Annotated in this window: 23 protein-coding genes; 9 read left to right on the forward strand and 14 right to left on the reverse strand. The window is 61.0% G+C overall.

Going from position 1 to position 24,390, the window contains the following annotated elements; genetic code table 11:
- The first annotated feature begins 108 nt into the window (after positions 1 to 108).
- Both ACMTA2_RS09780 and ACMTA2_RS09785 read left to right on the forward strand, forming a co-directional pair.
- Positions 109 to 999, forward strand: coding sequence for an ATP-binding protein (locus ACMTA2_RS09780; RefSeq protein WP_413794672.1), 891 nt, complete (start codon positions 109 to 111; stop codon positions 997 to 999).
- A complete protein-coding gene (locus tag ACMTA2_RS09785; RefSeq protein ID WP_413794673.1) occupies positions 996 to 1,478 on the forward strand; it encodes a GAF domain-containing protein in 483 nt (160 codons plus the stop codon). The genes ACMTA2_RS09780 and ACMTA2_RS09785 overlap by 4 nt, the downstream gene beginning before the upstream one ends.
- Here ACMTA2_RS09785 and ACMTA2_RS09790 read toward each other — a convergent pair whose 3' ends face one another.
- The 7 genes from ACMTA2_RS09790 to ACMTA2_RS09820 form a co-directional block, all read right to left on the reverse strand.
- A complete protein-coding gene (locus ACMTA2_RS09790; RefSeq protein WP_413794674.1) occupies positions 1,479 to 4,427 on the reverse strand; it encodes an HD domain-containing phosphohydrolase in 2,949 nt (982 codons plus the stop codon).
- 115 nt (positions 4,428 to 4,542) lie between these two features.
- Complete coding sequence (locus tag ACMTA2_RS09795; RefSeq protein ID WP_413794675.1) at positions 4,543 to 8,163, reverse strand: transporter substrate-binding domain-containing protein; 3,621 nt, start codon at positions 8,161 to 8,163, stop codon at positions 4,543 to 4,545.
- A 9-nt stretch (positions 8,164 to 8,172) separates the two neighbouring features.
- Positions 8,173 to 8,799: a response regulator gene (locus ACMTA2_RS09800; protein WP_413795624.1), complete on the reverse strand. Its 627-nt coding sequence runs from the start codon at positions 8,797 to 8,799 to the stop codon at positions 8,173 to 8,175.
- A gap of 447 nt (positions 8,800 to 9,246) precedes the next feature.
- Positions 9,247 to 10,575 (reverse strand): deoxyguanosinetriphosphate triphosphohydrolase, encoded by a 1,329-nt coding sequence (locus ACMTA2_RS09805; protein ID WP_413794676.1) that lies wholly within the window; start codon positions 10,573 to 10,575, stop codon positions 9,247 to 9,249.
- 203 nt (positions 10,576 to 10,778) lie between these two features.
- Complete coding sequence (locus tag ACMTA2_RS09810; RefSeq protein WP_413794677.1) at positions 10,779 to 11,111, reverse strand: hypothetical protein; 333 nt, start codon at positions 11,109 to 11,111, stop codon at positions 10,779 to 10,781.
- Positions 11,108 to 11,497 (reverse strand): phage holin family protein, encoded by a 390-nt coding sequence (locus ACMTA2_RS09815; protein WP_060738527.1) that lies wholly within the window; start codon positions 11,495 to 11,497, stop codon positions 11,108 to 11,110. The genes ACMTA2_RS09810 and ACMTA2_RS09815 overlap by 4 nt, the downstream gene beginning before the upstream one ends.
- 2 nt (positions 11,498 to 11,499) lie before the next feature.
- The gene (locus tag ACMTA2_RS09820; protein WP_092166820.1) at positions 11,500 to 11,814 is read right to left on the reverse strand and encodes an ElaB/YgaM/YqjD family protein; all 315 of its coding nucleotides are present in this window, start codon (positions 11,812 to 11,814) and stop codon (positions 11,500 to 11,502) included.
- Between the two features lie 338 nt (positions 11,815 to 12,152).
- Here ACMTA2_RS09820 and ACMTA2_RS09825 point away from each other — a divergent pair, with 338 nt between their 5' ends.
- Positions 12,153 to 13,361, forward strand: a complete 1,209-nt coding sequence (locus ACMTA2_RS09825; protein ID WP_413794678.1) for an ammonium transporter — start codon at positions 12,153 to 12,155, stop codon at positions 13,359 to 13,361.
- A gap of 8 nt (positions 13,362 to 13,369) precedes the next feature.
- Here the strand turns inward: ACMTA2_RS09825 and ACMTA2_RS09830 are convergent, their stop codons facing one another.
- Entirely contained in the window at positions 13,370 to 15,082 is a 1,713-nt protein-coding gene (locus ACMTA2_RS09830) for a cation:proton antiporter (protein ID WP_413794679.1), read from the reverse strand.
- A 189-nt stretch (positions 15,083 to 15,271) separates the two neighbouring features.
- Here ACMTA2_RS09830 and ACMTA2_RS09835 point away from each other — a divergent pair, with 189 nt between their 5' ends.
- From ACMTA2_RS09835 to ACMTA2_RS09845, 3 genes are all read left to right on the forward strand, one after another.
- The gene (locus tag ACMTA2_RS09835; RefSeq protein WP_413794680.1) at positions 15,272 to 15,508 is read left to right on the forward strand and encodes a glutaredoxin family protein; all 237 of its coding nucleotides are present in this window, start codon (positions 15,272 to 15,274) and stop codon (positions 15,506 to 15,508) included.
- Positions 15,509 to 15,599: 91 nt separating this feature from the next.
- Entirely contained in the window at positions 15,600 to 15,920 is a 321-nt protein-coding gene (locus ACMTA2_RS09840; protein WP_413794681.1) for a transcriptional regulator, read from the forward strand.
- 72 nt (positions 15,921 to 15,992) lie between these two features.
- Complete coding sequence (locus ACMTA2_RS09845) at positions 15,993 to 16,883, forward strand: pseudouridine synthase (protein WP_413794682.1); 891 nt, start codon at positions 15,993 to 15,995, stop codon at positions 16,881 to 16,883.
- Positions 16,884 to 17,683: 800 nt separating this feature from the next.
- On the opposite strand, the gene ACMTA2_RS09850 is transcribed toward ACMTA2_RS09845, so the two are convergent.
- Together ACMTA2_RS09850 and mobA are read right to left on the reverse strand one after the other, a co-directional pair.
- The gene (locus ACMTA2_RS09850) at positions 17,684 to 17,905 is read right to left on the reverse strand and encodes a YgdI/YgdR family lipoprotein (protein WP_003199454.1); all 222 of its coding nucleotides are present in this window, start codon (positions 17,903 to 17,905) and stop codon (positions 17,684 to 17,686) included.
- 74 nt (positions 17,906 to 17,979) lie between these two features.
- On the reverse strand, positions 17,980 to 18,582 hold the full coding sequence (gene mobA, locus ACMTA2_RS09855; protein WP_413794683.1) for a molybdenum cofactor guanylyltransferase MobA: 603 nt from the start codon (positions 18,580 to 18,582) through the stop codon (positions 17,980 to 17,982).
- 78 nt (positions 18,583 to 18,660) lie between these two features.
- Here mobA and moaB point away from each other — a divergent pair, with 78 nt between their 5' ends.
- Both moaB and ACMTA2_RS09865 read left to right on the forward strand, forming a co-directional pair.
- Positions 18,661 to 19,200 carry a molybdenum cofactor biosynthesis protein B gene (gene moaB, locus ACMTA2_RS09860; protein ID WP_413794684.1) on the forward strand — a complete coding sequence of 180 codons (540 nt, stop codon included), beginning with the start codon at positions 18,661 to 18,663 and terminating at the stop codon, positions 19,198 to 19,200.
- Positions 19,201 to 19,222: 22 nt separating this feature from the next.
- Entirely contained in the window at positions 19,223 to 20,410 is a 1,188-nt protein-coding gene (locus ACMTA2_RS09865; RefSeq protein WP_413795625.1) for a molybdopterin molybdotransferase MoeA, read from the forward strand.
- Between the two features lie 57 nt (positions 20,411 to 20,467).
- Here the strand turns inward: ACMTA2_RS09865 and ACMTA2_RS09870 are convergent, their stop codons facing one another.
- On the reverse strand, positions 20,468 to 20,776 hold the full coding sequence (locus ACMTA2_RS09870) for a hypothetical protein (RefSeq protein WP_413794685.1): 309 nt from the start codon (positions 20,774 to 20,776) through the stop codon (positions 20,468 to 20,470).
- Between the two features lie 316 nt (positions 20,777 to 21,092).
- Between ACMTA2_RS09870 and yegS the strand changes: the two genes are divergently transcribed.
- Positions 21,093 to 22,010, forward strand: coding sequence for a lipid kinase YegS (gene yegS, locus ACMTA2_RS09875; RefSeq protein WP_413794686.1), 918 nt, complete (start codon positions 21,093 to 21,095; stop codon positions 22,008 to 22,010).
- Here the strand turns inward: yegS and ACMTA2_RS09880 are convergent.
- The 3 genes from ACMTA2_RS09880 to ACMTA2_RS09890 form a co-directional block, all read right to left on the reverse strand.
- The gene (locus ACMTA2_RS09880) at positions 21,994 to 22,653 is read right to left on the reverse strand and encodes a response regulator (RefSeq protein ID WP_413794687.1); all 660 of its coding nucleotides are present in this window, start codon (positions 22,651 to 22,653) and stop codon (positions 21,994 to 21,996) included. The genes yegS and ACMTA2_RS09880 overlap by 17 nt on opposite strands.
- On the reverse strand, positions 22,650 to 23,543 hold the full coding sequence (locus ACMTA2_RS09885; RefSeq protein ID WP_413795626.1) for a sensor histidine kinase: 894 nt from the start codon (positions 23,541 to 23,543) through the stop codon (positions 22,650 to 22,652). The genes ACMTA2_RS09880 and ACMTA2_RS09885 overlap by 4 nt, the downstream gene beginning before the upstream one ends.
- 220 nt (positions 23,544 to 23,763) lie before the next feature.
- Positions 23,764 to 24,234 carry a hypothetical protein gene (locus ACMTA2_RS09890; RefSeq protein ID WP_413794688.1) on the reverse strand — a complete coding sequence of 157 codons (471 nt, stop codon included), beginning with the start codon at positions 24,232 to 24,234 and terminating at the stop codon, positions 23,764 to 23,766.
- Positions 24,235 to 24,390 lie beyond the last annotated feature (156 nt).

Raw genomic sequence — 24,390 nt, forward strand, 5'->3', positions numbered from 1 at the left:
TGAATACCGGTGCAACCGGTTGGTTTTGTGTGAAGTAGACCCGCCATTGGATACGGCGTTTCGTTGTTGGAACGCCATCATTACTGTGAACCTGTCCGAGGAAAAGACGTGGACTCGCGATTGAATGCTTTTCTTGAGCGCGCCGATGCCGTGCTGGCCCGGATCGAGCCGTTGCTGCCGGCGCCCCGGCCGGCTATCGATTGGACCCGGACCCTGGCCGCCCGCTGGCAGCGTGACGGGCGCAGCGGCTATCTGCTGCCGCTGCAAGTCAGTCTCGACATGCGTCTGTCGGACCTGATCGGCGTGGACCGCCAGGTCGAACAACTGGGCCGCAACACCCGGCAGTTCATCGATGGCATGCCCGCCAACCATGCCTTGCTCTGGGGCTCGCGTGGCACCGGAAAATCTTCCCTGGTACGCGCCCTGTTGGCCGAACATGCCCAGCATGGCCTGCGGTTGATCGAGATCGAACGCGATCACTTGGCCGATCTGCCCCGGGTGGTCGAGCAGGTTGCGAAACTGCCCCAGCGCTTCGTGTTGTTCTGCGATGACTTGTCGTTCGAGTCTGGTGAAGGCGATTACCGTGTGCTCAAGAGCGTGTTGGATGGCTCCCTGGAGCAGGCGCCTGACAACGTGCTGCTGTATGCCACCTCCAACCGTCGTCACCTGGTGCCGGAAAAGGAAAGCGACAACGAGAACTGGAAACGGGTCGACGGCGAACTTCACCCCAGCGAAGCGGTGGAGGACAAGATCGCCTTGTCCGACCGCTTTGGCTTGTGGCTGTCGTTTTATCCGTTTACCCAGGAGCATTTCCTCAACGTCGTGGAACACTGGATCGGCGAGTTGGCGGCCAAGGCCGGGCTGGCCTGGCAGCGCGACGAAGCGCTGGATGTGCTGGCGGTGCGCTGGGCAACCGGTCGCGGCAACCGCAACGGACGTTGCGCTTATCAGTTTGCCCGTTATTGGGTAGGCCTGAAATTGTTGGAGCACAAGGCATGATCGATTTGAAGGGCTGCGGTGTCGGCCTCGATGGCTACGCGTTGTTATCGGCACAACTGGAATCCTTGCTGGCCGATGAACGTGACTTCATCGCCAACGCCGCGCAGTTTTCGGCGTTTCTGTTCAGCCAGCTGGACGATTTGAACTGGGCCGGTTTCTACCTCAATCGCCATGAAACGCTGGTCCTTGGACCCTTCCAGGGCCAGATCGCCTGCGTGCGGATACCCTTTGGCCGCGGCGTATGCGGTACGGCGGCAGCGACCCGGCAGACCCAGCGCGTCGAAGATGTCCATGCCTTCGCCGGGCACATCGCCTGCGACAGCGCCTCGAACAGCGAGCTGGTGGTGCCGCTGGTCAAGGACGGGCGCCTGATCGGCGTGCTCGACCTGGACAGTCCGAAACTGGCGCGTTTCAGCGAGCATGACCAGGCCGGTATTGAAGCGTTGGCTGCGATCTTCCTGCGCCTGACGGATTGCTGATCATGCCTTCAGTCCGGCCTTGACCAGCAGGCTGTCGGGGTCGACTTCATCGATCTGGTGCGGGTCGAGGAACTGCTCGGCGTAGCGCTGGTAGATCTTTTCTTCGATGAACAGCCCGAACAGTTCGGGATCGATATGGGCGTCACGGCACATGGCGGCCATGATGCCCATGGCCTCGCTCAGCGTCTTGGCTTTTTTGTAGGGACGGTCGGCTGCCGTCAGTGCTTCGAAAATGTCGGCGATGGCCATCATGCGTGCCGGCAGGCTCATCTCTTCGCGCTTGAGGCGCTTGGGATAACCGCTGCCGTCCATCTTCTCGTGATGCCCGCCGGCGATCTCCGCCACGTTGTCCAGGTGGCTGGGGAAGGGCAACTGGCTGAGCATCAGGATCGTCTGCACCATGTGATGATTGATGACGTAGCGCTCCTCGCGGGTCAGCGTGCCTCGCGCGATGCTCAGGTTGTAGAGCTCGCCGCGGTTGTATTTCCAGGCCGGCACATCAAGTTGGAAGCCCCACGGATTGTCCGCCGGGATCAGTTCGGCCGCGTGGCGCTCGAACAGGTGTTCGGGCTTGTCCGCCAACAGCGGCTCGGTGACCGGGAGTGTCGGCTTGGGCGTGCGGGCCTGGCGCCGGTTCTCTTCCCAGGAAACGCCCAGGCGATCATCGAGGGTCCGGGTCCAAGGACGTTGCGCAATGTGTTGCAGGCGTTGCAGGTCGGCCTCGGCCATGGCTTCGGAGCCCAGGTTGCAGCGGGCGACGAAAGCGAAGTCATCATCCAGGGCCGTCAATGTCGCGTCGCGCCGCTGCGCCAGGGATGACGACTCGCCGCCGCTTGCCATGGCCTGCCAGTAATCGACCCAAGCGTCGCGCTTGAGCACTTCGAAGCGGGTGCGTATTTCATGGATCCGGTCGTTCAGGGTTTCCAGTTTGGTGGCTTTGTCGACGACGTATTCGGGGGTGGTGACCTTGCCGCAATCGTGCAGCCAGGCGGCGATGTGCAGGGCTTCCCATTCATCCTCCGTCGGCTCATAGGCGGTGAACGCCGGTGCCTGGCTGGCGGCGGCGGCCTGGGCGAGCATCAGGGTCAGTACCGGCACCCGCTGGCAATGGCCGCCGGTGTAGGGGCTCTTGGCATCGATCGCGCCGGCCAGCAGTTGGATGAAGGCGTCCAGCAGTTGCTTTTGCTTGGCTTGCAGGCGCTGGCCCTCGATGCTCACGGTGGCGGCACCGGACACGGCCTGCAGGAAGGCGATGCGGTCGGGCTGGAGCTTTTCCAGGTCGGCTTCGGTGCCGCTGTCGGAGACCAGCAACACCAGCATGCCGACGGTTTCCTGGTGGCGATTGCGCAGGCGGATGCCGATCAGGTGGACCCGAGGCGAGTCCAGTTCCCGCAGGATGCCCTGCAGGTCGGCCGCCTGCTCGAAACCCAGGGAGGTCACCAGATTGTCCGCGGCGGCCAGTTGCTGGAGCCATGGCGGGCTGTCGTCCGCCTGCAGCTCATGACTGCCCAGCTTGAAGGTATCGAGGTCCCTGGGCGTGCCATCGATCACCAGTCCATAGGGCTTGAACCGATTGTCGTCGTTTTCGCGCAGGTAGATCAGGCCGGCCTGGGCCTGGCCGATTTTCACGGTTTCGAACAACACCCGCTCCAGCAGTGGGGCGAAGCGGGTTTCGGCGCGCAGGCTGGCGGTGATTTCAAAGAAGCTCGCCAGAGTCTCTTTCATGCGCGCCATCGAGACGCTCAACTGGTCGACTTCCAGCACCGGGGAGCGGCGCGACACCGGATAGTTGAAATCAAAGCTGCGAATGGCGTCGGCCTCCTGCACCAGTTCGCGCAAGGGCTTGACCAGGATCCTGGACGTCAGCCAGCCCAGGGGCAGGCACAGCAGCAGGGTGGCGAGGGTGATGAGTGCGCCTTGCCAACGCATGCGATAAGCGTTGTCCAGCAGCTCATCTTCAGGCACCAGGAGCGCCAGTTCCAGGCCTTGGGGACCGCCTTCCTGCATGTGGCTGCGCGAAACGATCCACTGGCGTCCGGCCGCTTCCAGGCGTGTCGTGTCAACGTTGTCGGCAAGGACGGCGGCGATGGCCGGGCTGAGGTCGCGGGCCTTGGTCAGGCGCGCCGACTGGGCGTCGGCGAGTAGCCGGTCACTGTCGGGATAGCCCACGGCGTTGCCTTGGGGATCTAGCAACACGACCTCGGTGCCGGGGGTTACCTTGTGCTTGGCCAGGGTCTGGGACAGGGCCGCCAGGGTCAAGTCGGCCCCGATCACCGCCTGCTCGCCGCTGCGCCGGGCAAGGGTGGTGCCGACGTTGTGGGTGGAGAAAAAAACGTAGGGCTCGGTGGTGATCTGCTCGGTACTGTCGATGGCGCTGCGAAACCAGCCACGGCTGCGCGGATCGTAGGTTTCGTCGGCCATGTCCCGGCGATCGATGAGCGTCAGGGTCTCGTCGTAGAACAACGACTGGGAATGGACCGGGCCTTGCTCGGCGGCGCGCTCCACGGTCCAGACCTGATAGGCCGCCTCGGCGGGTGCCTGCAGGGTGGTTTTCAGCGTCGCGGTACGCAACGGCCGGACCATCAGGAAATTGCCACGCCGATCGCCCAGGTACAACGACGCCAGGTTCGGGTTGTCCCGCAATGCCTGGCTGAAGGGCACGAGCAGGGCCAGGCGTTGGGCCATCTGCGGTGTGCGTGTCGCCGGGTAGTCGGCCAACAGGCTCAACAGGTGGCGGATGGGTTCGTAGGTGTCATACAAATCCAGGCGCACATCCTGTTCAATTCGGTTGAACAGTTTTTCACTGCTCGACAGGATGATTTGCGTGGTCTGCCGGTAATTGAAAATACCCAGCACCACCCCGGTCAACAACAAAAGCAGGGTAAACATCACGCTGATGTGGACGTGCAGGGGGAACCGGCGTTTGTCCGGACGCGGTGCGCTGGGCATTGCAGTCACTCCATGGGTCAGGGGTGTTCTCGATGGGTGTTCCCGCGTGCAAGGGAAACCGATCGAGAACCCCCCAGGTACGCACTGCTGAGGGAATAGCATAGTAAACGCTGGATTATTTTGCCTTGGCGATCTCTATTTCCAGGGCTCGCTCCAGTTCGGTCATGGCGCAGTCGAGGGCGTCGATGCAGGCGCTGATTCGTTCAGGTACCTGGGCCTGGTGACAGGCCTGCTCCAGCGCCTCGCACCGCTGGATCAGCGAAGTCGCCTGGACGATGCGGGCGACGCCTTTGATCTTGTGCGCCGCTTCGGTCAGCGCTTGGCGGTTTGCCCCCTGGGCGACGTCGAGCAACTCCTGGCGGTCCGCGCGGCTGCTGCTGAGTAATTCGGCCAGCAGGCGCCGGTTGGACGAAGGGTCTGCGCCGGTCAATGCCTGGAGGCTGTGCATGCTGAAAACCACCGGGCGAGCGCTGGGTTTGACCGTCTTGATCCACTGGCTCAGGGCGCTCAGGCTGATCGGTTTGAACAGGCAGTCATCCATTCCAGCCTCCTGGCAGCGTTGTTTTTCCTCCGGTTGTGCATTGGCGGTGAACCCCAGGAGAGTGCAGGGTGGTCGTCGCTGTTGGGACTCCTCGCGCCGAATCGACCGGGCCAGTTCGTAGCCACTCATGATGGGCATGTTGCAATCGGCAATGACCAGATCGAAATGGCCTTGTTGCCAGACCTCGAGCCCGTGTGCGCCATCGTGGGCGACCTGGTAGTGGTGGCCCAGGTATTCCAATTGCTGGGACATCAGCAGGCGGTTGGCCGGGTGATCGTCCACGATCAGGACGTTCAAGGTGGCCTGGGCCGTTTCGATAAGCGGTTCAAGAGGGGCGTCAACTGGCGCTGTCGACAGGACGGTCAGTTGCAGGTGGACCAGGACCCGGGTGCCGGAGCCGGGTTGGCTGCTCATGTGCAGGCTGCCGCCCATCATCCGGCACAGGTTGCGACTGATCACCAGCCCCAGGCCCGCGCCTTTGCGGGCCATCCGGTTGGTGTTGTCGACCTGGGCAAATGGCTTGAACAGACGTTGCAGGTCGGCCGGGTCGATGCCGATGCCGCTGTCGTTGACCTCCAGATGCAGGTGCTGGACGTCGTCCCGGTCAGTTGGCGACAGCCGGACCTTGACTGCGACCTGGCCCTGCTCGGTAAATTTGAGGGCATTGCTGATCAGGTTCGACAGCACCTGCTTGAATCGCAAGGGGTCTATCAACACGTCGGGGTTGCCCTCGGCGGCGTCGAACTGCAGCGACAACACCAGGCTTTTCTGCCGGGCCACGCCCTCGAAGACTCGTATGACCGATTGCAGCAGGGCCCTGAGATTGACGCGTTCGGGGGCCAGGCTCAGATGGCCGGATTCGATACGGGCGATGTCCAGGATATCGCCTATCAGTTCAAGCATGCCGGACGCGGATTCGTAGGCGACTTCGATGGTCGAGCGGTCCACCTGGCCCTTGTCGGCGTGTTTCAGGGCAAGTTCGAGCATGCCGATCACCGCGTTCATCGGCGTGCGGATTTCATGGCTCATGGTGGCCAGGAACGTGCTTTTGGCGCGATTCGCGTCATCGGCCCGTTGCTTGGACGCGCGCAACTCCTCGAACAGTTGCCGTCGCTCACTGATATCGATCCAGCCGCCGATGATGCCTTGTACTTCAGCGGCGGAGTTTCGGTAGGGAAGGATCCAGTGATAGATCGTCAGTTTCCGGTCTCCGATGTGCAAGGGGCGATCCACGATCAGGGCGGTGCCTTCGGCCATGACGCGTTGGTAGTCCGCCTGGTACTCCTGCGCTTCGAAGGCGTTGCTCATGGAGCCTGGCATCAGGTCCTTGCCAATGACGTCTTCGCGCTTGGCGTTGAAGGCTTCCAGGTAACTGTCGTTGCAACTTTGCAGGATGCCGTTGCGATCCCTCACGTAAATGGGGTGGGGGGTGCCATTGAGCAGTGAATGCATGAATTCCAGTTGATCGTTGAGGGCCAGTTCCGCCCGCTGGCGTTGCCTGATCTGGCGCTGCATGTAGGCGTTCCACGCCAAAGACAGCAGCAGCAACAGACCCACGCCCGCGACGACCTGGAAGAACAAGCGATTGTAGGTACGCCAGGTGTGTTCCGAAGGCGAGACGTAACCGCGCCAGCGGTTGTTTATGACGCCCAGTTCGTCGGGGTCGATGCTGGTCAGGGCCTTGTCGAGGATGGCGTTCAGCTCGTTGGCGTCCTTGGCCGTGGCCAGTGCGAACAGGGCTTGTTGGGTGCCCACCGTGCTGCTGATCTGCAACCTGTCCCGCCAGGCATGGGAGGAGATGAAGTAGTTGGCCATCACCTGCGAGTTCACGCTGCCGTCGACCTGGCCATGGGCAAGCATGTCCACGGCGCGCAAGGGGCCATCCGTTTCGATGATCTGGATACTTGGGTACTGGCTGCGTAGCCATTCAATGATCGGATTGCCTTTGGCGATCGCCAGGCTGGCGTGGCCGAACTGATCGAGTGTGGTGGGCGTGTCGGACGACTTGCGGGTCAACAGGACGAACGAGCTGTCGACATAGGGGCGGCTGAATTTCAACTGGCGTTGCCGTTCCCGGCTGGGCAACAGGGCGGCGATCATGTCGGCTTGATCGTTCAGGACCGCAGCAATCATCTCACTGTCGTTCTGGCGGCGCTGGATGTCCAGGCGCAGGCCGGTGCGCAACCGGATCAGCTCCAGCAGGTCGGCGCTGATGCCGCGAAAATCGCCGTCCGAGTCGAAGAACGTGAAGGGGGCGGAGGTTTCGTTCACCACCACCCGTACCACCGGATGCCGGGCCAGCCAGCGTCGCTCGCGGTCGGTCAATCGTACCCGGTGGTCTGTGAGGTAGAGGTCGCTGCCCGCGCTCCAGCGCTTGGAGATGGCCGCCTGTTCGGCGATAGGGACCTGGTTCAGTACGGCATTGAGGATGTCCAGCAGACGGGCATCGCCTCGGCGTACGGCGAAACCGAATCCATAGGACTCATGTTTGCCAAAGCTGGCCATGCGGATATTGCTCAAGTAACCCTTGCTGATCATGTAGTGGGTGGACAGGGTATCGCCGAGAAAGACATCGGCCTGGCCGAAGGCGACGGCATTGATGGCGTTCTGGTAGGAAGGGTAGGTGGTGATAATGGCCTTGGGGTAGAGTTTTTCGATTTCCCGAAGCGGCAGATAGTGATAGACCATGCTCAGCCGCAATCCCTTGAGATCGTCATTCAGGGATCGGCTTTCATTCGTTCGGGTGACGAGCACGGGCTGATCCACTGCGTACGGCGTCGACAGCACAACATCGGGGTCGCGGGCCTCGAAACCGTTGGCGGTGCCAAGCATATCGATTTGCCCATCCTTGAGCGCCGCCATGGCGGCCTCTCGGGAAGCGAAGCGCAGGACTCTCATGGGCAGGCCGGTGGCCTTGGCGATGATATCGGCATAGTCGGCGGTCAGGCCTTCGTAGTCGCGCCCGCTGGCGGAGAGATCGAAGGGCGGGTAATCCGGTGCGGACGTCCCCAGGACCAGTTCCTTCCGGCTTTTTAGCCAGGCGCGGTGAACATCATCGAGCTTGATTTCGGCCTGGGCCATGGATGAACGCCCCAGCAGCGTGTATTGCCCAAGCGCATCCGGTGTCGCCGCGAGCACGCCTGTATACAACGTTGCGCTGATCATCAGGAGGCATTCGGTTATGCGTTTGAACATGCTGTTTTCTCACACCAGCGCGTTGCGCTTCGCCATTTCAATCAGCTCGACCAAGGACTTGACCTTGAGTTTCTGCATCAGGCGTTTTTTATAAGTACTGACGGTTTTATTGCTGAGGAACATCCCCTTGGCTATTTCCTTGTTGGTTCGGCCTTGGGCGAAAAGTTGCAATACCATCAGTTCCCGATCATTGACGCTTTTGAAAAGGTCCAGCTCCAGGCTTCGCGGATCTTCCGGGTGTACCGGGTTCAGTGCCTGGCTGGGGAAATAGTTATAGCCGGACAATACCGCTTTGATCGCGCTGACAAGTTCGCTGAGGTCTTCCTGTTTACAAACGTAACCAGAGGCACCGGATTGCATGCATCGGATACCGAAGAGCGTCGGTGATTGTGCCGTGAGCACCAGTGTCTTGAGCGGCGTGGTCATGGCGTTGAAGCGCGACAGGATCTCCAGCCCGTCAAGTTTGGGAATGCTGATGTCGAGGATAACCAGGTCTGGCATGCATTCGCGCACCATTTGCATCGCGTCGACGCCGTTGTCAGTTTCTCCTACGACCTTGTAGCCCTCATGTTCAAGGAGCATGCGAACGGCGAGGCGAATGACCGGATGATCGTCGACAATGAAAACGGAGTTCATGAATAAATACCCTGCGAACTTGAATAAAGCGCGCACCTTAGCCCACTTACAGCCAGGGCCATACGAAGAGACGGGCATGCAACTTCAATTTCAGAAGTTTCCTACAAAAAAAGAGGCAAGATATTACGATGTAATCGGTTTTTTAGTCGGTGAATGACAATAAGAGGGGGAAGTGTTGGCGGTGTGTGAAGGGATATTTCTTTGACTGTGTTGTTTGTGCAAACAAAGGAAACGTTTTAATCAAGGTTTGTGTAAGCCATACATGTATTTATCTACTTCAAACTCCTGTGGATGGCGCTACAAAACCCACATGCACCGCCAGTCCCCCTGTGGGAGCGAGCTTGCTCGCGATGGCGGTGGGTCTGTGCACATCGATGCTGGATGTGCCTGCGTCATCGCGAGCAAGCTCGCTCCCACATTTTTTCGAGGTGCTGCAAAGGGTGCCTTTTATTGACGCGTGCGGCCTGTCATCTCCTGGGCCATTTCGCTGGCGTAGCTGTCAGTCATCCCGGCGATGAAATCGATCATGCGCAGAAACGCGCCGTGCAATGGGCCGTCGGGATCCGGCGCGTTGTTCCCCAGCAGGTCCAGGATACGGCGATTCTTGAACGAAGGCGTGCGGCCGCCGTGCTGTTCGAGGGCGGCGCCGCAAAAGCCGTTGAGCAGGATTTCCAAGGTGGTGTAGGCGCCGATCTCATGTAGGGTCTTGCGCTTGTCCTGGAAGATTTTGCGGCGCGCCATGTCCTTGGCATTCAACACGCAACGTTTTGCCGGGCCATGCATGTGTTCCACCAGGTCCCCCGGTAACGTGCCGGCAAGCAACGCCTCCTGCTGCTCGACGAACGCCCGGGCGGCGGCGTTGGTCAGGTGTTCGATGGCCTTGCCCCGCAGGATTGCCAGTTTGCGCCGCCGCGAGTCCAGCGGTCCAAGCTGCCGGTAGGTGTCCGGAAGATCGTCGCCCACCAGGTCCAGGAGCAGTGATTCCACCTGGGGGTATTCCAGAAGATCCATCTCCACGCCGTCTTCCAGGTCGATCAGCGCGTAGCAGATGTCATCGGCGGCCTCCATCAGGTACACCAATGGATGCCGTGCCCAGCGCTGGTCCTCGATCTGCGGCAGGCCCAGTTTGTGGGCGATCTGCTCCAGCAGTGGCAGTTCGCTCTGGTAGCAACCGAACTTGTGCTTCTTGTAGCCCAGGGAGTCGGCGTGGCGGGCGGTCCAGGGATATTTCAGGTAGGTGCCGAGGGTGGCATAGGTCAGCCGGGTTCCGCCGTCGAACTGATGGTATTCAAGTTGGGTGAGCACGCGGAAGCCTTGGGCATTGCCTTCGAAATTGAGGAAGTCGTTGCGCTCGGCTTCGCTCATGGCATCAAGCCAACCCCGCCCGGCGGCCTGCTGGAACCAATAGCGAATGGCATCCTCGCCGGAGTGACCGAACGGCGGGTTGCCGATGTCGTGGGCCAGGCAGGCCGACTGCACCACCATGCCCAGGTCGCTTGGCTCGCACCAGTCGGGCAGGGCGTTGCGGATGGTTTCCCCCACGCGCATGCCCAGGGAGCGCCCGACGCAACTGACTTCCAGGGAATGGGTCAGACGCGTATGGATATGGTCGTTGCTGGACACCGGATGCACTTGCGTCTTGCGCCCGAGGCGGCGGAAGGCACCGGAAAAGATGATGCGGTCGTGGTCCTTGTGAAAGGGGCTACGGCCCAGCTCTTGGGGGCTGTGCAGTGGTTTTCCGAGACGTTCGCGAGTCAGCAGGGTATGCCAATCCAAGGCCGGTTGCTCCGTTCGATGATGTCGATGCCCTAGCTTCCCGGTTCGTGGGGCGCCCTGCAAGGCCTATAGGCCAGCACAGACCGGATACACAACCTTCGAGGCGAGGACGCTTGCTCCCGCTTGAGTGCGAGGCGCCCACGCAAACAGGCCGGCTTCGCAGTCCAGCGGGCGCAGGCTCCCGCACCGCAGGTCGCAGGTTCTCAGGGCTTGCGCAGGTCCTTGGTCAGCTTGATCAACGGCAGCAAGGTCGTCGCCAGGCGAATCAGGCCTGTCAAGCCACCTCCGCCATGACGGGTCCGTTTGCCGGTGAGGAAACCCAGCAGAGACACCGCTGCGACGCCCCACAGGGGCGCGTGCTTGATGCCGAAACCTTCGTGCCAGCTTTTCGTCAGGCCGCGCACCCGTTGCAAGGGCTGCAGCAACTGACGGGTTTCCTGACGGATTTCCTGGCGATGCATTTCCATGCGCAGGCGCACCAGGGCCTTGCGCATTTCCTGTCGTGTCCGGGCTTGAGGGATATCAGGCAGGCTCATGGCAGCAGGCGCTCCCGATCATTGGCCAGTTCTTCGAGGGTGGCGTTGAAGGGGGAGGACTCGTCGTAGATCGCTGCCTTGAGCCGCAGGCCGCAGAACAGCGCCGCCAGCAGATAAAACAGGCACAGGCCGATAATGCCCGACAGGCGATACGTGTCCCACACCAGGATCAGCACCAACGCTGAAAGCCCGACCAACAGCAGCAAGCCGAACACCAGCGCAAGCCCGGCGAACAGCAGGAGACTGACGGTACGTGCTTTCTGTTCCTGCAACTCCATGCCGAACAATTCGACGTGGCTGTGCAGCAAGCCAAGAAATGCCGCGCCCAGGCGGCGCGCTGTAGGTTGTGTGCCCGCTTCGGAAGAGCCGGATTCGTCGATACCCATGATCAGCGCCGTGTCGCCAACAGACCAATCAGAAAACCAACGCCTGCGGCAATGCCCACCGATTGCCAAGGGTTGGCCTGTACGTATTCCTCGGTGGCGACTACCGCCGCCTGGCCGCGTTCGCGCATGGAGTCTTCGGTCAGCTTGAGTGTTTCGCGGGCGCGCAGGAGGGTTTCGTGGATCTGGCTGCGCAGTGCATCGGCTTGATCGCCTGCCAGCGTCGCGGTGTGATCGAGCAAGCGTTCCGTGTCGCTGACCAGCGTCTGGAAATCTTCCATCAGGATTTCTTGAGCAGTCTTTGCCTGGGTTCTGGCCATGGGTGAATCTCCGTAAGTGACGTCTGAAACGTTCGAGTATGAGCCTTGCAGGAAGGTTCAGTGCAAGTGGCTGGTACAACTTTTGCTCAGGCTTTGCCATGTACTGGTGCGTCAGCCCGCGCCAGTGCGCTGAAGCTGGGCGAAAGCCCGCAAAACCTTGATTCAAATAATCAAAACCCGCGAAGCATCTCGAAGCGGGACTTCGTCTTGCCCGTTCTGGCGCACCAAAGCAGTTCAACGGCCTGTTTCCGGCCATTGAGCCGTTTCAACTTGGTGCGCTGGTGGCGCGAGCGAACCGGTTTGGTGCTTTTTTCAACTTTTTCAGGTCTGCCAACACCATGGAAAATATGCAAAGTGCCGTGGACAGTCTCGTCCACAGCTCCAACACACTGTTCATCCTGCTCGGCGCAGTCATGGTCCTGGCCATGCATGCCGGCTTCGCCTTCCTTGAAGTGGGGACGGTCCGACAAAAGAACCAGGTCAATGCGCTGTCGAAGATCCTCAGTGATTTCGCGGTCTCGACCCTGGCTTATTTCTTTGTTGGTTATTGGATTTCCTATGGCGTGACCTTCCTGCAACCAGCGGCGGTGCTCAGCACCGATCATGGCTACAGCCTGGTGAAGTTCTTCTTCCTGCTGACCTTTGCCGCGGCGATCCCGGCCATCATTTCCGGCGGTATTGCCGAGCGTGCGCGATTCGCACCGCAGTTGTGCGCCACGGTGTTGATCGTGGCGTTTGTGTATCCGTTCTTCGAAGGCGTGGTGTGGAACGGCAATTTCGGCCTGCAGGCCTGGCTGCAGGCCCGGTTCGGCGCCAGTTTCCATGACTTCGCCGGTTCCGTGGTGGTGCATGCCATGGGCGGCTGGCTGGCGTTGGCCGCCGTGCTCTTGCTCGGCCCGAGAAATGGCCGCTACCGGGACGGTCGCCTGGTGGCGTTCGCCCCTTCGAGCATTCCATTCCTGGCCTTGGGCTCGTGGATCCTGATTGTCGGCTGGTTCGGTTTCAACGTGATGAGTGCCCAGACTCTGCCTGGGGTGAGCGGGTTGGTGGCGGTCAATTCGTTGATGGCCATGGTGGGCGGTACCGTGGCGGCATTGATTGTCGGGCGCAATGACCCAGGCTTCCTGCACAACGGTCCGCTGGCCGGGCTGGTGGCGGTCTGTGCCGGTTCCGACCTGATGCACCCGGTGGGTGCGCTGGCCACCGGCGCCATTGCCGGTGCCTTGTTTGTCTGGTGCTTCACGGCGGCCCAAGGCAAGTGGAAGATCGACGATGTGCTCGGCGTCTGGCCGCTGCACGGGCTGTGTGGGGTCTGGGGCGGCATCGCCTGTGGCGTGTTCGGCCAGGATGCCTTGGGTGGCCTGGGTGGGGTCAGCCTGATCAGCCAGATGATCGGCACGGTGCTGGGTGTCGTCATCGCCCTGGTCGGTGGGCTTGTGGTCTATGGTGCGATCAAGGCGGTGTTGGGACTGCGCCTGACCCAGGAAGAAGAGTATTACGGCGCCGACCTGTCGATTCACAAGATCGGCGCGATCAGCCAGGACTGACCGACGCATCAAGGCTCCTTGTCCTGGTTGCCAGGATAAAAGCCATGGAGCAGGCGATAACGGTCGTGACGGACCTGATCCACGTGATGCCGGACCTGCTGTTCAGGCAGGCCGAGCATGATCAGGGCGTGGGAGGCCAGCATCAGGCTCGATTCCAGCAGCTCCGGGACCACTTCGCTGGCCCCGGCCGCCTGCAACTCGGCCAGTTGGCTGTCGTCGCGGGTGCGCACCAGGATCGGCACCTGTTGGTTGACCTGTCGGGCAGCCTTGAGCACGGTGATGGCGATGTCGGTCTTGTCCACCGCGATCACCAACAGCCTGGCGCGGCTCAAGCCAACGGCGGCGAGCAGGTCTGCTCGTCGCGAATCGCCATAATGCACGCATTTTTCCCCGACGGTGGCTTCCTGGATGATCACCGGGTCGTCATCCAGGGCGACGAACGCCAGGCCTTCACGACGCAGGAACCGCCCAATGGACTGGCCCACGCGCCCGTAGCCGCAAATCACCACATGACCCGACAAGCCGGCATTGAGTGCGCTGATCTGGTCCAGTTGCGCCTCTTCGTTGGGCTTTCGATGCAGGCGCGCGGCGATGTGTGGCGCCGCGCGCAGCAACAGCGGGGTGAGCAGCATCGAACAGAACGTCGCGGCGAGCAGCAGGCCACTGATGTCGGCGGGCATGAGGCGGTTCTGCTGCATCTGTGCCATCAAGGCAAAACAGAATTCGCCGCCCTGGGCCAGGGCCAAGCCACTGCGCCAGGCGGTTTCACCGTCGCTGCCGCGCCATTTCACCAGGGCGGCGACCACGCAGCCCTTGACGAGCATCAAGCAGAGGGTCAATCCCAGGATCAACAGGCCGTCATCGAGGAACAGCTGCAGGTCGATCAGCATGCCGATGCTGACGAAGAACAGCCCCAGCAGGATGTCGCGGAATGGACGTATGTCCGCCTCGATCTGATGCCGGTAGTGGCTTTCCCCCAGCAGCATGCCTGCCAGGAAAGCGCCCAGGGCCGGCGACAAGCCGAGCAGGTGAGTCAGCCATGCCGTCAGCAACACGATCACCAGGGCCAGCAGCACGAACAGTTCTGCGGAGCGGGACGCCGCCACCTCATGGAACAGTCGTGGCAGCAGCCATCGGCTGGCCAGCAGCAGGCCCCCGAACAACACCAGGGTCTTGCCCAGGGTCAAGGGCAGCGCCCAGTACCACGGGTGCTCGCTGCTGCCGGCGAAGACCGGTACCAGGGTCAATAACAGCACCGCGACGACGTCCTGGAACAACAACACCCCGATGGCGTTCTGGCCGTGGCTGCTGAAGATCTCTCCCAGGCTGGACAATTCCTTGCTGACGATGGCAGTGGAGGACAAGGCCAGCCCGGCACCGAGCAACAATGCTGCGATCACAGGCGCGCCGCCCAAGGCCAGCAATCCCGCCAGGACCGTCCCCGAGCACAGCACCTGCAGGCTGCCGAGACCGAACACGACCCGGCGCAGTTCGAGCATTTTCGACAGGGAAAACTCCAGCCCCAACGAGAACAACAGGAACACCACCCCGAGCTCGGCCAGGTCTGGCAGTTCTTCGCTGTCGTTGATCCAGTCCAGCGCGGTAGGCCCGACCGCCAGCCCGACGCAGAGATAACCCAGCACGGGGGGCAGGCGCAGCCGCCTGAATAGCGCGATGACCACCAGGGACGAGGCAAGGATGATCAGCAGGTTGGCAAACAAGGGGAACTCCGGTTCAAGGCTACAACGCAAAGCGTAGAGGGGAAAACGTGACAAGCGTCGCTGGAAAAGCATTGATGTTCAGTGATTTGCATCAGCGTTTTACCGAAACACCCTGAAGCGAGCCAGTGACTCGACGGTTTTCCGAGGCGGGCCTAGAATGACCGTCTATCTTTTTCAGGTCTACCCGCCATGCTTCCTGAATGCCAGTTGTTCGGCACCCTGGGGTGTCATCTTTGCGAAGTCGCCGAAGCGGAACTGATGCCTTTCGTCGAACATGGATTGTTGGTGGAGCTGGTGGACATTTCAGAGCGCGAGGGCTGGGTGGACAATTATGGGTTGCGTATTCCCGTGCTGCGTCGGCTGGATACCGGTGCCGAGCTGGATTGGCCCTTCGAGGCCGAACAGATCGTGACCTTCCTCCGTTGAGCGGTACTGCCGTCGGTTCCTGATACTGCGGTTGGCGAAAGTGGCGTGCTTCGGTTACTGTATGTTCATACAGCTATCTGGAGTGTTTCCCTTGGTCAATGTCGAACAACTGAAAAGCAGCGTAAACCGGATGTCCGCGGACGTTGTGCGTGAGGCGGTCCTGGAACTGCGCCTGGATGGCTTGGTGACCGAAGGCAAGACACCCTTCAATAAACTTCATTTCAACACCTGTTTCGCTGAGATCGAGGCGTTGTTCCAGCGCGCCGGCTATCACAAGCAGTTGGATGTGGTGGGTTACCAGGGCCTGCTGTACGCGCTGTACGATCCTGGCCGCTGGGAGGCGGTGGACGTGCTGCGCTGGTTGAAGGAGTTCACCGAAGCGGCGGCAAAGCCGACGTCAGTCACGGCATGAAGCAATCATCGCTGGGCTGACGGGGGCGACTGTCGGATAATGCCGTCCTGCAAAAACGCCCAAGAGTCTTCAATGTCCGGTTCATCGTTTTCCGCCGCTCATCATCAGGCCAGTACGCTGTATCTGCCGCCCGGTTCCTGGCCGACGGTGCTGGAGTGCCTGTGTGAGCATTTCCGCGCCATCAGTCGCGAGCAGTGGTTGGACCGGATTGCCCGAGGTCGGGTGTTGGACGGGGAGGGCAAGGCCATCCATGTCGACTTGCCGTACCGCGAAGGCCTGCGTATCCATTATTTCCGCGAAGTGCCAGACGAGAAGCCGATTCCGGTGTTGGAGTCGATCCTGTACGCCGACGAGCACCTGGTGGTGGCAGACAAACCGCATTTCCTGCCTGTCACTCCGGCGGGCGAATACGTCGAGCAAACCTTGTTGCGACGGCTGATCCGGCGGCTGGACAATCCTCATCTGGTGCCCCTGCACCGCATCGACCGGCATACGGCCGGGCTGGTGTTGTTTTCGGCCAACCCGAGCACCCGCTCGGCGTATCAATCGCTGTTCCCGACCCGACAAATCGAAAAACGCTACCAGGCCATTGCCCGCGCATTGCCTGGGTTGACCTTTCCCCGGGTGCATAAAAGCCGAATGATCGATGGCGAACCGTTTTTCCGGATGCAGGAAGGCCCCGGCGAGCCCAATACCGAAACGGCCATCGAAGTGCTGGAAAGGAACGGCGAGTTGTGGCGCTACGGCTTGTATCCGGTTACGGGTAAGAAGCATCAGTTGCGGGTTCACATGAATGCCCTTGGGGCGGGGATCTGCAATGATCCCTTTTATCCGGATGTGCTTCGGGATGTTGAGGATGATTACTCGAATCCTTTAAAGCTGCTGGCTCAAGGGTTGCGTTTCGTTGATCCGTTCACGGGGCAGGAGCGGGTGTTCGAGAGCGATATTGTGTTGCGGTGGTAGTTTTTTGTTCAGGGTATGGTTTAGGTAACGGCGGCTTATGGTTCCGCTCTTACAGCGGGTCACTTTTGGAAGAGCGGGAGCCGGACCAGCCAAAAGTAACCAAAAGCGCTTTGCCCCACCACTCGGTGCCTCGCCTAGGCTCGGTGTGCCCTCACTCCGGCATTGCTCCGTGGGTCGCCGCGAAGGGCCATCCATGGCCCAGCGCGGCTACCTCGGCATCCATGCCGAGGGGCCCACGGATCAATGCCTGCGTTCGGCCAGCGTGGTTTAACGGGGCGTCCAGATCAAGATCAAGAGCCAAAGCAAAGCAAGAGCGGGGCAAGTCCGGCATCTATGTGGCTGAGCCACTGCTATCGCGAGCAAGCTCGCTCCCACATTGGATCTTCGGTGAACACAAAATGTATGTCCGACACAGAACCACTGTGGGAGCGAGCTTGCTCGCGATGACGCCGGCACATACAACATCACCGCAAACTGACACCGCTTTCGCGAGCAAGCCCGCTCCCACAGGATAAACGCGGTTCACCAAGAGCCAGGCGGGCCCACGGAGCGATGCCTGCGTTTGGGCATGCCGAGCCTAGGCGAGGCACCGAGTGGTGGGGCATGAGCGTTTTGGTTATTTTTGACTGGGCCGGCTTCCGGGCTTCTCAAAAGTGACCCGCCGTCAGGGCGGAACCGCCAGTGGCCGTTACCGAAGAAACGGATATACACCCAAAACCCAAAACCCAAGCCCAAAAAAACGGCGCCTCCCTCTTCGGGAAGCGCCGTTTTTTCTAGCGACATAGGACAGCAGCGTTAGATTACAAGTCCTTAACGGTACGAACCTGGTCCTTGTTCACACGAGTCTGCTTGCCATCCAGTTGCTCGAATTCGTAGAAGCCGCTTTCTTCATCGTAATGTGGGGTATCGACGGCCTGGATTTCGCGACCGTCATTCAAGGTAATCACTGTTGGCGAAGCGCACCCGGCAAGGGTGGCGAGGCCCAGAGCGAGCATGAACGTGGCGAGGGTCCGTTGTGTCATGGTGTTTCTCCGAAATGGATTCTCAAGTTACTGACCTTCAGACGTATACATCGCGCGCAAGTTCCTGGCTAGTGTCAATCTGACACGCCTTTATGTCGGGCCAGTAACTCCGGGGTATTCAGATTGGCCAGCCGCGGATCGTCGGCCGGGCATTGCAAGGCAACGGCGTGCAGTGAGCGCATGATCCGCCCGGGGCTGCGTTCGCCTTCGTTCCAGGCCTGTTCGAAGCGTGCTGTCAGGCTCAACGGAATGACGCATAGCAGCGGCTCCCAATGCTCCCCGTGGCGCACCATCAATGGTTGGTCGGGGTGCTGGCTGGCGGTGCGGCGCATATTGTCGAGCAGGCTGGCGTCGATTTTTGGTACATCGCACGGCAGCACCAGCAAATACGGATGCCGCGCTGCCTTGAGACCCGCCCGGATACCCGCCAGTGGACCGGGAAAGTCGCCTTCCTCGTCATGCACCAACTGATCGGCATAGGGTGCATAGCGTTGCGCATTGCGGTTGCAGGAAATGATCAAGTCATCGCTCATGGCGCGGGTCTGGCGATGGAGGTGGGCAATCAGCGGTTCACCTTGCCACTGCACCAGGCCTTTGTCCTGACCGCCCATGCGTTGTCCGCGCCCACCCGCCAGGAGCAGGATGGAGCAGGAGGGCAACGGTGTGTTCGAGGTCATGGCGTGTCTCCGCACGGGCGAAAAAATGAAGCGCTGTGATATAACACCGGGCTGTTTCCTCCACAACTGGACGAGCCTATGAAAGCCAAGGCTGATGTACCTTTCGTGCCGCTCAATATCGCGGTGCTGACAATCAGTGATACCCGTACCCTGGAAACCGATACCTCCGGGCAGGTCTTCGTCGATCGGCTCACGGCGGCCGGCCACAACCTGGCCGCGCGGGTCCTGCTCAAAGATGATTTGTACAAGATTCGGGCGCAAGTCGCGACCTGGATTGCCGAGGACGTGGTGCAGGTGGTGCTGATCACCGGCGGCACCGGTTTCACGGGGCGTGACAGTACCCCGGAAGCCGTCACGTGTCTGCTGGACAAGCAGGTCGATGGTTTTGGCGAGCTGTTCCGACAGATCTCCGTGGCCGACATCGGCACTTCCACTGTGCAGTCCCGCGCGCTGGCGGGCCTGGCCAATGGCACGCTGGTATGTTGCCTGCCGGGGTCGACCAATGCGGTGCGTACAGGTTGGGATGGGATCCTGGCCGAACAACTGGACGTACGGCATCGGCCGTGCAACTTCGTGGCCCATTTGAAACAGGCAGCCCCTTGTGAATCCCGTGGGTAAACCGGGCAAGGCCGGCGCCTTGATGGCCGTTGAGGTGGCGTTGGAGCGATTGCTCGAGATGGCGGCGAGCACGCCGATTCTCCAGCGCGAGCATGTGCCCTTGGCCGCGGCGTCAGGGCGAGTGCTTGCCGAGGACCTGGTGTCGTCCCTTGATCTGCCGCCTTGGCCCAACAGCGCCATGGACGGCTACGCCTTGCGGCTGGCGGACTGGAACGGTGAGCCGCTGGTGGTCAGCCAACGGATTTTCGCCGGCCAGGCGCCGGAGCCGCTGGCCATTGGCACGTGTGCGCGGATCTTCACGGGGGCGCCAGTCCCTGCCGGTGCCGATTGCGTCGAGATGCAGGAAAACGCCGTGGTTGAAAGTGACCAGCGAGTGCGGTTTACCGAGCCCATGGTCAGTGGGCAGAACATTCGTCCTCAAGGGCAGGAGACCACCGTTGGCGAGCAAGTTCTTGGCGCGGGTACTCGCCTGGGGCCGATCGAGCTGGGCTTGGCGGCATCCCTGGGCTGTGCGTCGCTGGACGTGGTGCGCAAGGCCCGCGTCGCTGTCCTGTCCACGGGGGATGAACTGGTCGAGCCCGGTCAGGCATTGGGGCCTGGCCAGATCTATAACAGCAACCGCGTGCTGCTGTGTGGCTGGTTGCAACGCCTGGGCTGTGAGGTGGTTGACGCGGGTATCCTGCCCGACGATCTGTCGGCCACCCGCGAGCGTCTGGCACAGTTGTCGGATGTTGATCTGATCCTGTCCACGGGCGGGGTCTCGGTGGGGGAGGCGGACTTCCTGGGCATCGCCCTGCGCGAAGACGGTGAGCTGGCGCTGTGGAAGCTCGCCATCAAGCCGGGTAAGCCGCTGACGTTCGGCCACTACCGTGGCGTACCGGTCATAGGCCTGCCTGGAAACCCCGCTTCGACCCTCGTGACGTTCGCACTGCTGGCAAGGCCTTACCTATTGAGACGCCAAGGTGTTCAGTCGGTGGCGCCGCTCAAGTTTAAGGTGCCAGCCGGTTTCGCCTGGCCGAAGGCGGGCAGTCGACGAGAATACCTGCGAGGTCGTATGGAGAATGCTCGAGCGATCATCTACCGGAATCAGAGCTCGGGTGTCCTGCGCAGCGCGGCCTGGGCCGAAGGGCTGGTGGAGGTGCTCGAGGGACAGACGCTGGTGGAGGGCGATGAAGTGGGCTTCATCCCATTGAGCGAAGTCCTGGGCTAGCACGCCTGCCAGGTGTTCTGCGGCCCGAGTTGGACTCGGGCTTTGGTGCGTCTCACCTTACCGCGTGAGCAGCATCACCAATTGATCGAATCGACTGTTGGCAATCCAGCCCAGCAGGCCGAGCACCACCGCCGCGGCGCCAGCTGAATAGGCCAGCCTGTGGCGGATCACCTTGACGTCGGTGCGAATTTCATCCATGTCCTTGCGGATGTATTTGAGGTGGGTTTCCAGTTCAACGACGCGCGGTTCCAAATCAATTCCTCCAACGGGATTACTGCAACTTTTGCATTCGTTTCGAGTATCGGCCCGCTCGCTTCCGAAGGATGCGAGCTGCCGGGGCGACAGCTTGTATTCACGGTTATGCATGGGACGGTCCATCCCCTAGGCCATAACTGTTCGAGCGACTGATCCGGCCCCAGCGGGCCGTGATGTAACCATCCATGGGAGAATGCTTCCTTGTGTGATGAGGGTTTAAGCGATCCAGCAAAACATGAAGCCAAGGTGTCTCAATACCGCTAGAGGGTCAATTGAGCTGATTCGCCAGATCTTGTAAGAAAACTCTTCGAATCAAGGCGTGTCGATCAGGCGAGCCGTCCTGTGCTTTTAATAAATTGAGGCCCGACGGGCTTTTTCGCTCGAATGAGCGGTCCCATGCCTGAACCTTCCAATGACGGAGACCACGATGAGCAAAGGCAAGGCGCTGTTGATTTTGCATGGCAAGCAAGCGCTCAACGAAGAGGTTCGCTCGGCAGTGATGGTCAAGCGCGAACAGGGCTGGGACCTGGCGGTACGGTTGACCTGGGAAGCCGGCGATGCCCAGCGATGCGTCGACGAAGCGCTGGATGCCGGTTACACCCGACTGATTGCCGGCGGTGGTGATGGGACCTTGCGCGATATCGCCGAAGCGATCGCCCTCAAGTCCAGCGACGTCAGCCTGATCTTGCTGCCGCTCGGCACGGCCAACGATTTCGCTCGGGCGGCCGGTGTTCCGTTGGAGCCTGCGCAAGCCCTGGATTTATTGGACGTTGCGCCGCAGGCCGTTGATGTGGGTGAAGTCGGCGGGCGGATTTTCCTGAACATGGCCACCGGCGGTTTTGGCAGCCAGGTGACGGCCAATACTTCCGAGGACCTCAAGAAAGTCCTGGGGGGCGCGGCCTATCTGTTCACGGGCCTGTCGCGATTCAGCGAGCTGAGTACCGCCTATGGTGAATTGCAGGGCCCCGATTTTTACTGGCAGGGCGATTTGCTCGCGCTGGGCATTGGTAATGGCCGGCAGGCGGGGGGAGGCCATGTGCTGTGCCCGGAGGCGCTGGCGGATGACGGGTTGCTGGACATCAGCATCCTGCCGGCGCCCCAGGAAGTGGTCAGTACCTTGAAAGACTTGCTGGCGGGCGGCTTGGGCATCGACAACATGTTTGTCCGTGCGCGCCTGCCATGGGTGGAGATCAAGGTCGCGCAAGGCCTGGACATCAATCTCGATGGCGAACCGTTACAGGTCGACAAACTGCGCTTCACTGTCCGTCCGAAGGCGTTGCGGCTGCACCTGCCATCCGATTCGCCGCTGTTGGGCGGCGCGACGGCGCTCAGTCATCCAGGCTGATGATTTGCTCGCGCACCGCGAACAGTACAAGGCCGGCCACGTCATGGATCTGCAGGCGCTTCATGACTTGCGCCCGGTGGGTTTCCACGGTCTTGATGCTCAGGTTCAGGCCGTTGGCAATTTCCCGGGTGGACTTGCCGCGCACGATCAGCCGCAGGATTTCCAACTGGCGTGCGGTCAGGTTATGGGTCTGGGCAGGGTCCGGCTGATGTTTCTGGACGCGAGTCAGCGCCTGGTTGATCACGGTATGGGCGATGGCCGGGCTCAGGTAGCGTTCGTTATTGCGCAGCGCTTCCAGGGCGTGTCTCAGCTCAGTGGCGGTGGTGTCCTTGAGCAGATAGCCATGGGCTCCTGATTCCAGCGCCTGCATGATCAGCGCCGGATCCGTGTGCATCGACAGGATCAACACCTTGCTGTGGGGACGCACCCGCTTGAGCTGCTGCAAGGCATCCAGCCCGCTGGTGTCCTTCATGGATATGTCCAACAGCACGATGTCTGGGTTCAGTCGCTCTACCAGCTCCACCAATTGCGTGCCGTCATTGGCTTCGCCGATCACGGCATAACCTGGAATATCCATGACCAGGGCCCGTACGCCGGCCCTGATCAGGGAGTGGTCATCGACCAGAAGCAAATTACAAATCAAAGGAGAACCTTATTCTTACTGGCTCGTTCCAGGGCGCGCGGTGCCCAGGGAAAGCGTGCTTCGATGTGCGTGCCTTTGCCGGCCTCGCTGACGACCTTGAAGGTGCCGCCCAATTGTTCGACCCGCTCCGACATGCCGGCCATGCCCCGTTGACCTTCACGAGCGGGGTGGCTGGCCGGGACAAACCCCAGGCCATCGTCGCTGATCAGCAGGGTCAGGCCATCGGGCAAGCGTTGCAGGCGCACCAGCAGATTCGTCGCCCGGGCGTGGCGCAAGATATTGGTGACCGCTTCCTGGGTGATCCGGAACACCGCCACCGACATTTCCTCCGGGATGCCCGTCATGCGTTGCTGGCAATCGAGGCTCCACTTCACCGGGACGTTGGCCAGGGTCTTGAGCAGGTGCGCCCGCAGACTGGCTTCGAGCCCCAGGCTGGTCAGTTCCCTGGGGTTGAGGATCGCCGATACGTCACGGACCTTGTTCAGGGTTTCGTCCAGGGTCTCGCACAGCAGCGCGCACTGGCCTTGCAATTCTTCCGGCATCCGCCGCTTGAGCCATTCGCCTTGCAGTTTCGCCGCGGTGAGCAACTGACCAATGTCGTCGTGCAATTCGCGGCTGAGCCGGTGGCGCTCATTCTCCTGGACCTCAAGCAATCGGTCGGCCAGTTCCTGGGGCTGGAACTTGATGGATTTGCGCGACAACCGATGATGGATCCAGACACAGCTCAAGGCCGCGGCATTGAGCACCAGCAGGCCCAACGGCACCGTGGGGGCGTACAAGTAGGCCAGCAGGCAGCCGAGGGTCGAGCAGATGCACAGTAATAATGTGAAGCGACGGGCGTTTTCTCGGGAAGGAGGCCAGGTGATGAATGACTTGAGGCTGGCGTGCATAGCGGATGGAGCCAATGAATGTTCGCTGCGGGCAGGCCGGTCAGCGCATCTGACAGGCCGGGTCGGGTAAACGTTTCAGGTCGAAGGCAGCTTCGGTTGGCGGCTTTTATGACGCTGTCTTGAAGTGGCTGACGCGGGAGATAGTACCACTTCGCCTATCGTTGGTCGCGTTTGGCATGGTGCCGCGAACGCGCCAAGGAGAAGGCACATTGCCACCTTATCAGGCTTGTTTCTGGGGATAAGGCACCAACGCCAGCGGACGGGACGCAGCCAATGCCTGGCCGGGGCTCTGGCCCACCTGGAACGCGAAAGCCTCGATCAAGGAGGTCTGTTCGCTGCTGTCCAGGCTCAACTGGCCGGTGGTGTGATCGACCAGTTCCAATTGCCAGGCCATCAGGGTGAAGCAATCCTTCAACGCCTCCAAGGCCTGATCATGCAATTCCATGTGGTTTTGCGCATGGCTGAGCAAGCCATGGATATGCAGCGAAAATTCCGAAACGGCTTCCAGCGCCAGGGCATTGGCCTTGTTCGACAGTTTCAGCAAGGTGCTGAGCATGCAATCGATGGCGTCCCTGTCGTTGCTGATCAATTGCAGATGGCTCAGGCATTCCTCCGACTTGGCCAGCAGCGTCTCGGCCTCGATCAGAAATTCGGGAAGACGTTGACTCCAGTTCCTGCGATCGTTCGGCATGCTTATCTCCACAACATCATGTCAGGCGAAAGGAAACCGCGTACGGCGAACGGCTGGATCTCAAGGTCGGCTGCGAACCGACGCGCGACGACACGCCCATGCCGTTCAGCGAAGGTGAATTCGCAGACGATTGCACGGATGGATCGGCCGAAAGAC

The sequence above is a fragment of the Pseudomonas medicaginis genome (assembly GCF_965119365.1).
In the GTDB taxonomy this organism is placed as follows: domain Bacteria; phylum Pseudomonadota; class Gammaproteobacteria; order Pseudomonadales; family Pseudomonadaceae; genus Aquipseudomonas.

Coding starts and splice junctions, on each gene's coding strand:
- ACMTA2_RS09850 (WP_003199454.1), bottom strand. CDS start 17,905: ATGACACAACGGACCCTCGCCACGTTCATGCTCGCTCTGGGCCTCGCC.
- ACMTA2_RS09800 (WP_413795624.1), bottom strand. CDS start 8,799: ATGAACTCCGTTTTCATTGTCGACGATCATCCGGTCATTCGCCTCGCC.
- ACMTA2_RS09865 (WP_413795625.1), top strand. CDS start 19,223: ATGGCCGTTGAGGTGGCGTTGGAGCGATTGCTCGAGATGGCGGCGAGC.
- mobA (WP_413794683.1), bottom strand. CDS start 18,582: ATGACCTCGAACACACCGTTGCCCTCCTGCTCCATCCTGCTCCTGGCG.
- ACMTA2_RS09845 (WP_413794682.1), top strand. CDS start 15,993: ATGTCCGGTTCATCGTTTTCCGCCGCTCATCATCAGGCCAGTACGCTG.
- ACMTA2_RS09785 (WP_413794673.1), top strand. CDS start 996: ATGATCGATTTGAAGGGCTGCGGTGTCGGCCTCGATGGCTACGCGTTG.
- ACMTA2_RS09835 (WP_413794680.1), top strand. CDS start 15,272: ATGCTTCCTGAATGCCAGTTGTTCGGCACCCTGGGGTGTCATCTTTGC.
- ACMTA2_RS09885 (WP_413795626.1), bottom strand. CDS start 23,543: ATGCACGCCAGCCTCAAGTCATTCATCACCTGGCCTCCTTCCCGAGAA.
- ACMTA2_RS09815 (WP_060738527.1), bottom strand. CDS start 11,497: ATGGGTATCGACGAATCCGGCTCTTCCGAAGCGGGCACACAACCTACA.
- yegS (WP_413794686.1), top strand. CDS start 21,093: ATGAGCAAAGGCAAGGCGCTGTTGATTTTGCATGGCAAGCAAGCGCTC.
- ACMTA2_RS09795 (WP_413794675.1), bottom strand. CDS start 8,163: ATGTTCAAACGCATAACCGAATGCCTCCTGATGATCAGCGCAACGTTG.
- moaB (WP_413794684.1), top strand. CDS start 18,661: ATGAAAGCCAAGGCTGATGTACCTTTCGTGCCGCTCAATATCGCGGTG.
- ACMTA2_RS09870 (WP_413794685.1), bottom strand. CDS start 20,776: ATGCATAACCGTGAATACAAGCTGTCGCCCCGGCAGCTCGCATCCTTC.
- ACMTA2_RS09810 (WP_413794677.1), bottom strand. CDS start 11,111: ATGAGCCTGCCTGATATCCCTCAAGCCCGGACACGACAGGAAATGCGC.
- ACMTA2_RS09820 (WP_092166820.1), bottom strand. CDS start 11,814: ATGGCCAGAACCCAGGCAAAGACTGCTCAAGAAATCCTGATGGAAGAT.
- ACMTA2_RS09890 (WP_413794688.1), bottom strand. CDS start 24,234: ATGCCGAACGATCGCAGGAACTGGAGTCAACGTCTTCCCGAATTTCTG.
- ACMTA2_RS09825 (WP_413794678.1), top strand. CDS start 12,153: ATGGAAAATATGCAAAGTGCCGTGGACAGTCTCGTCCACAGCTCCAAC.
- ACMTA2_RS09790 (WP_413794674.1), bottom strand. CDS start 4,427: ATGCCCAGCGCACCGCGTCCGGACAAACGCCGGTTCCCCCTGCACGTC.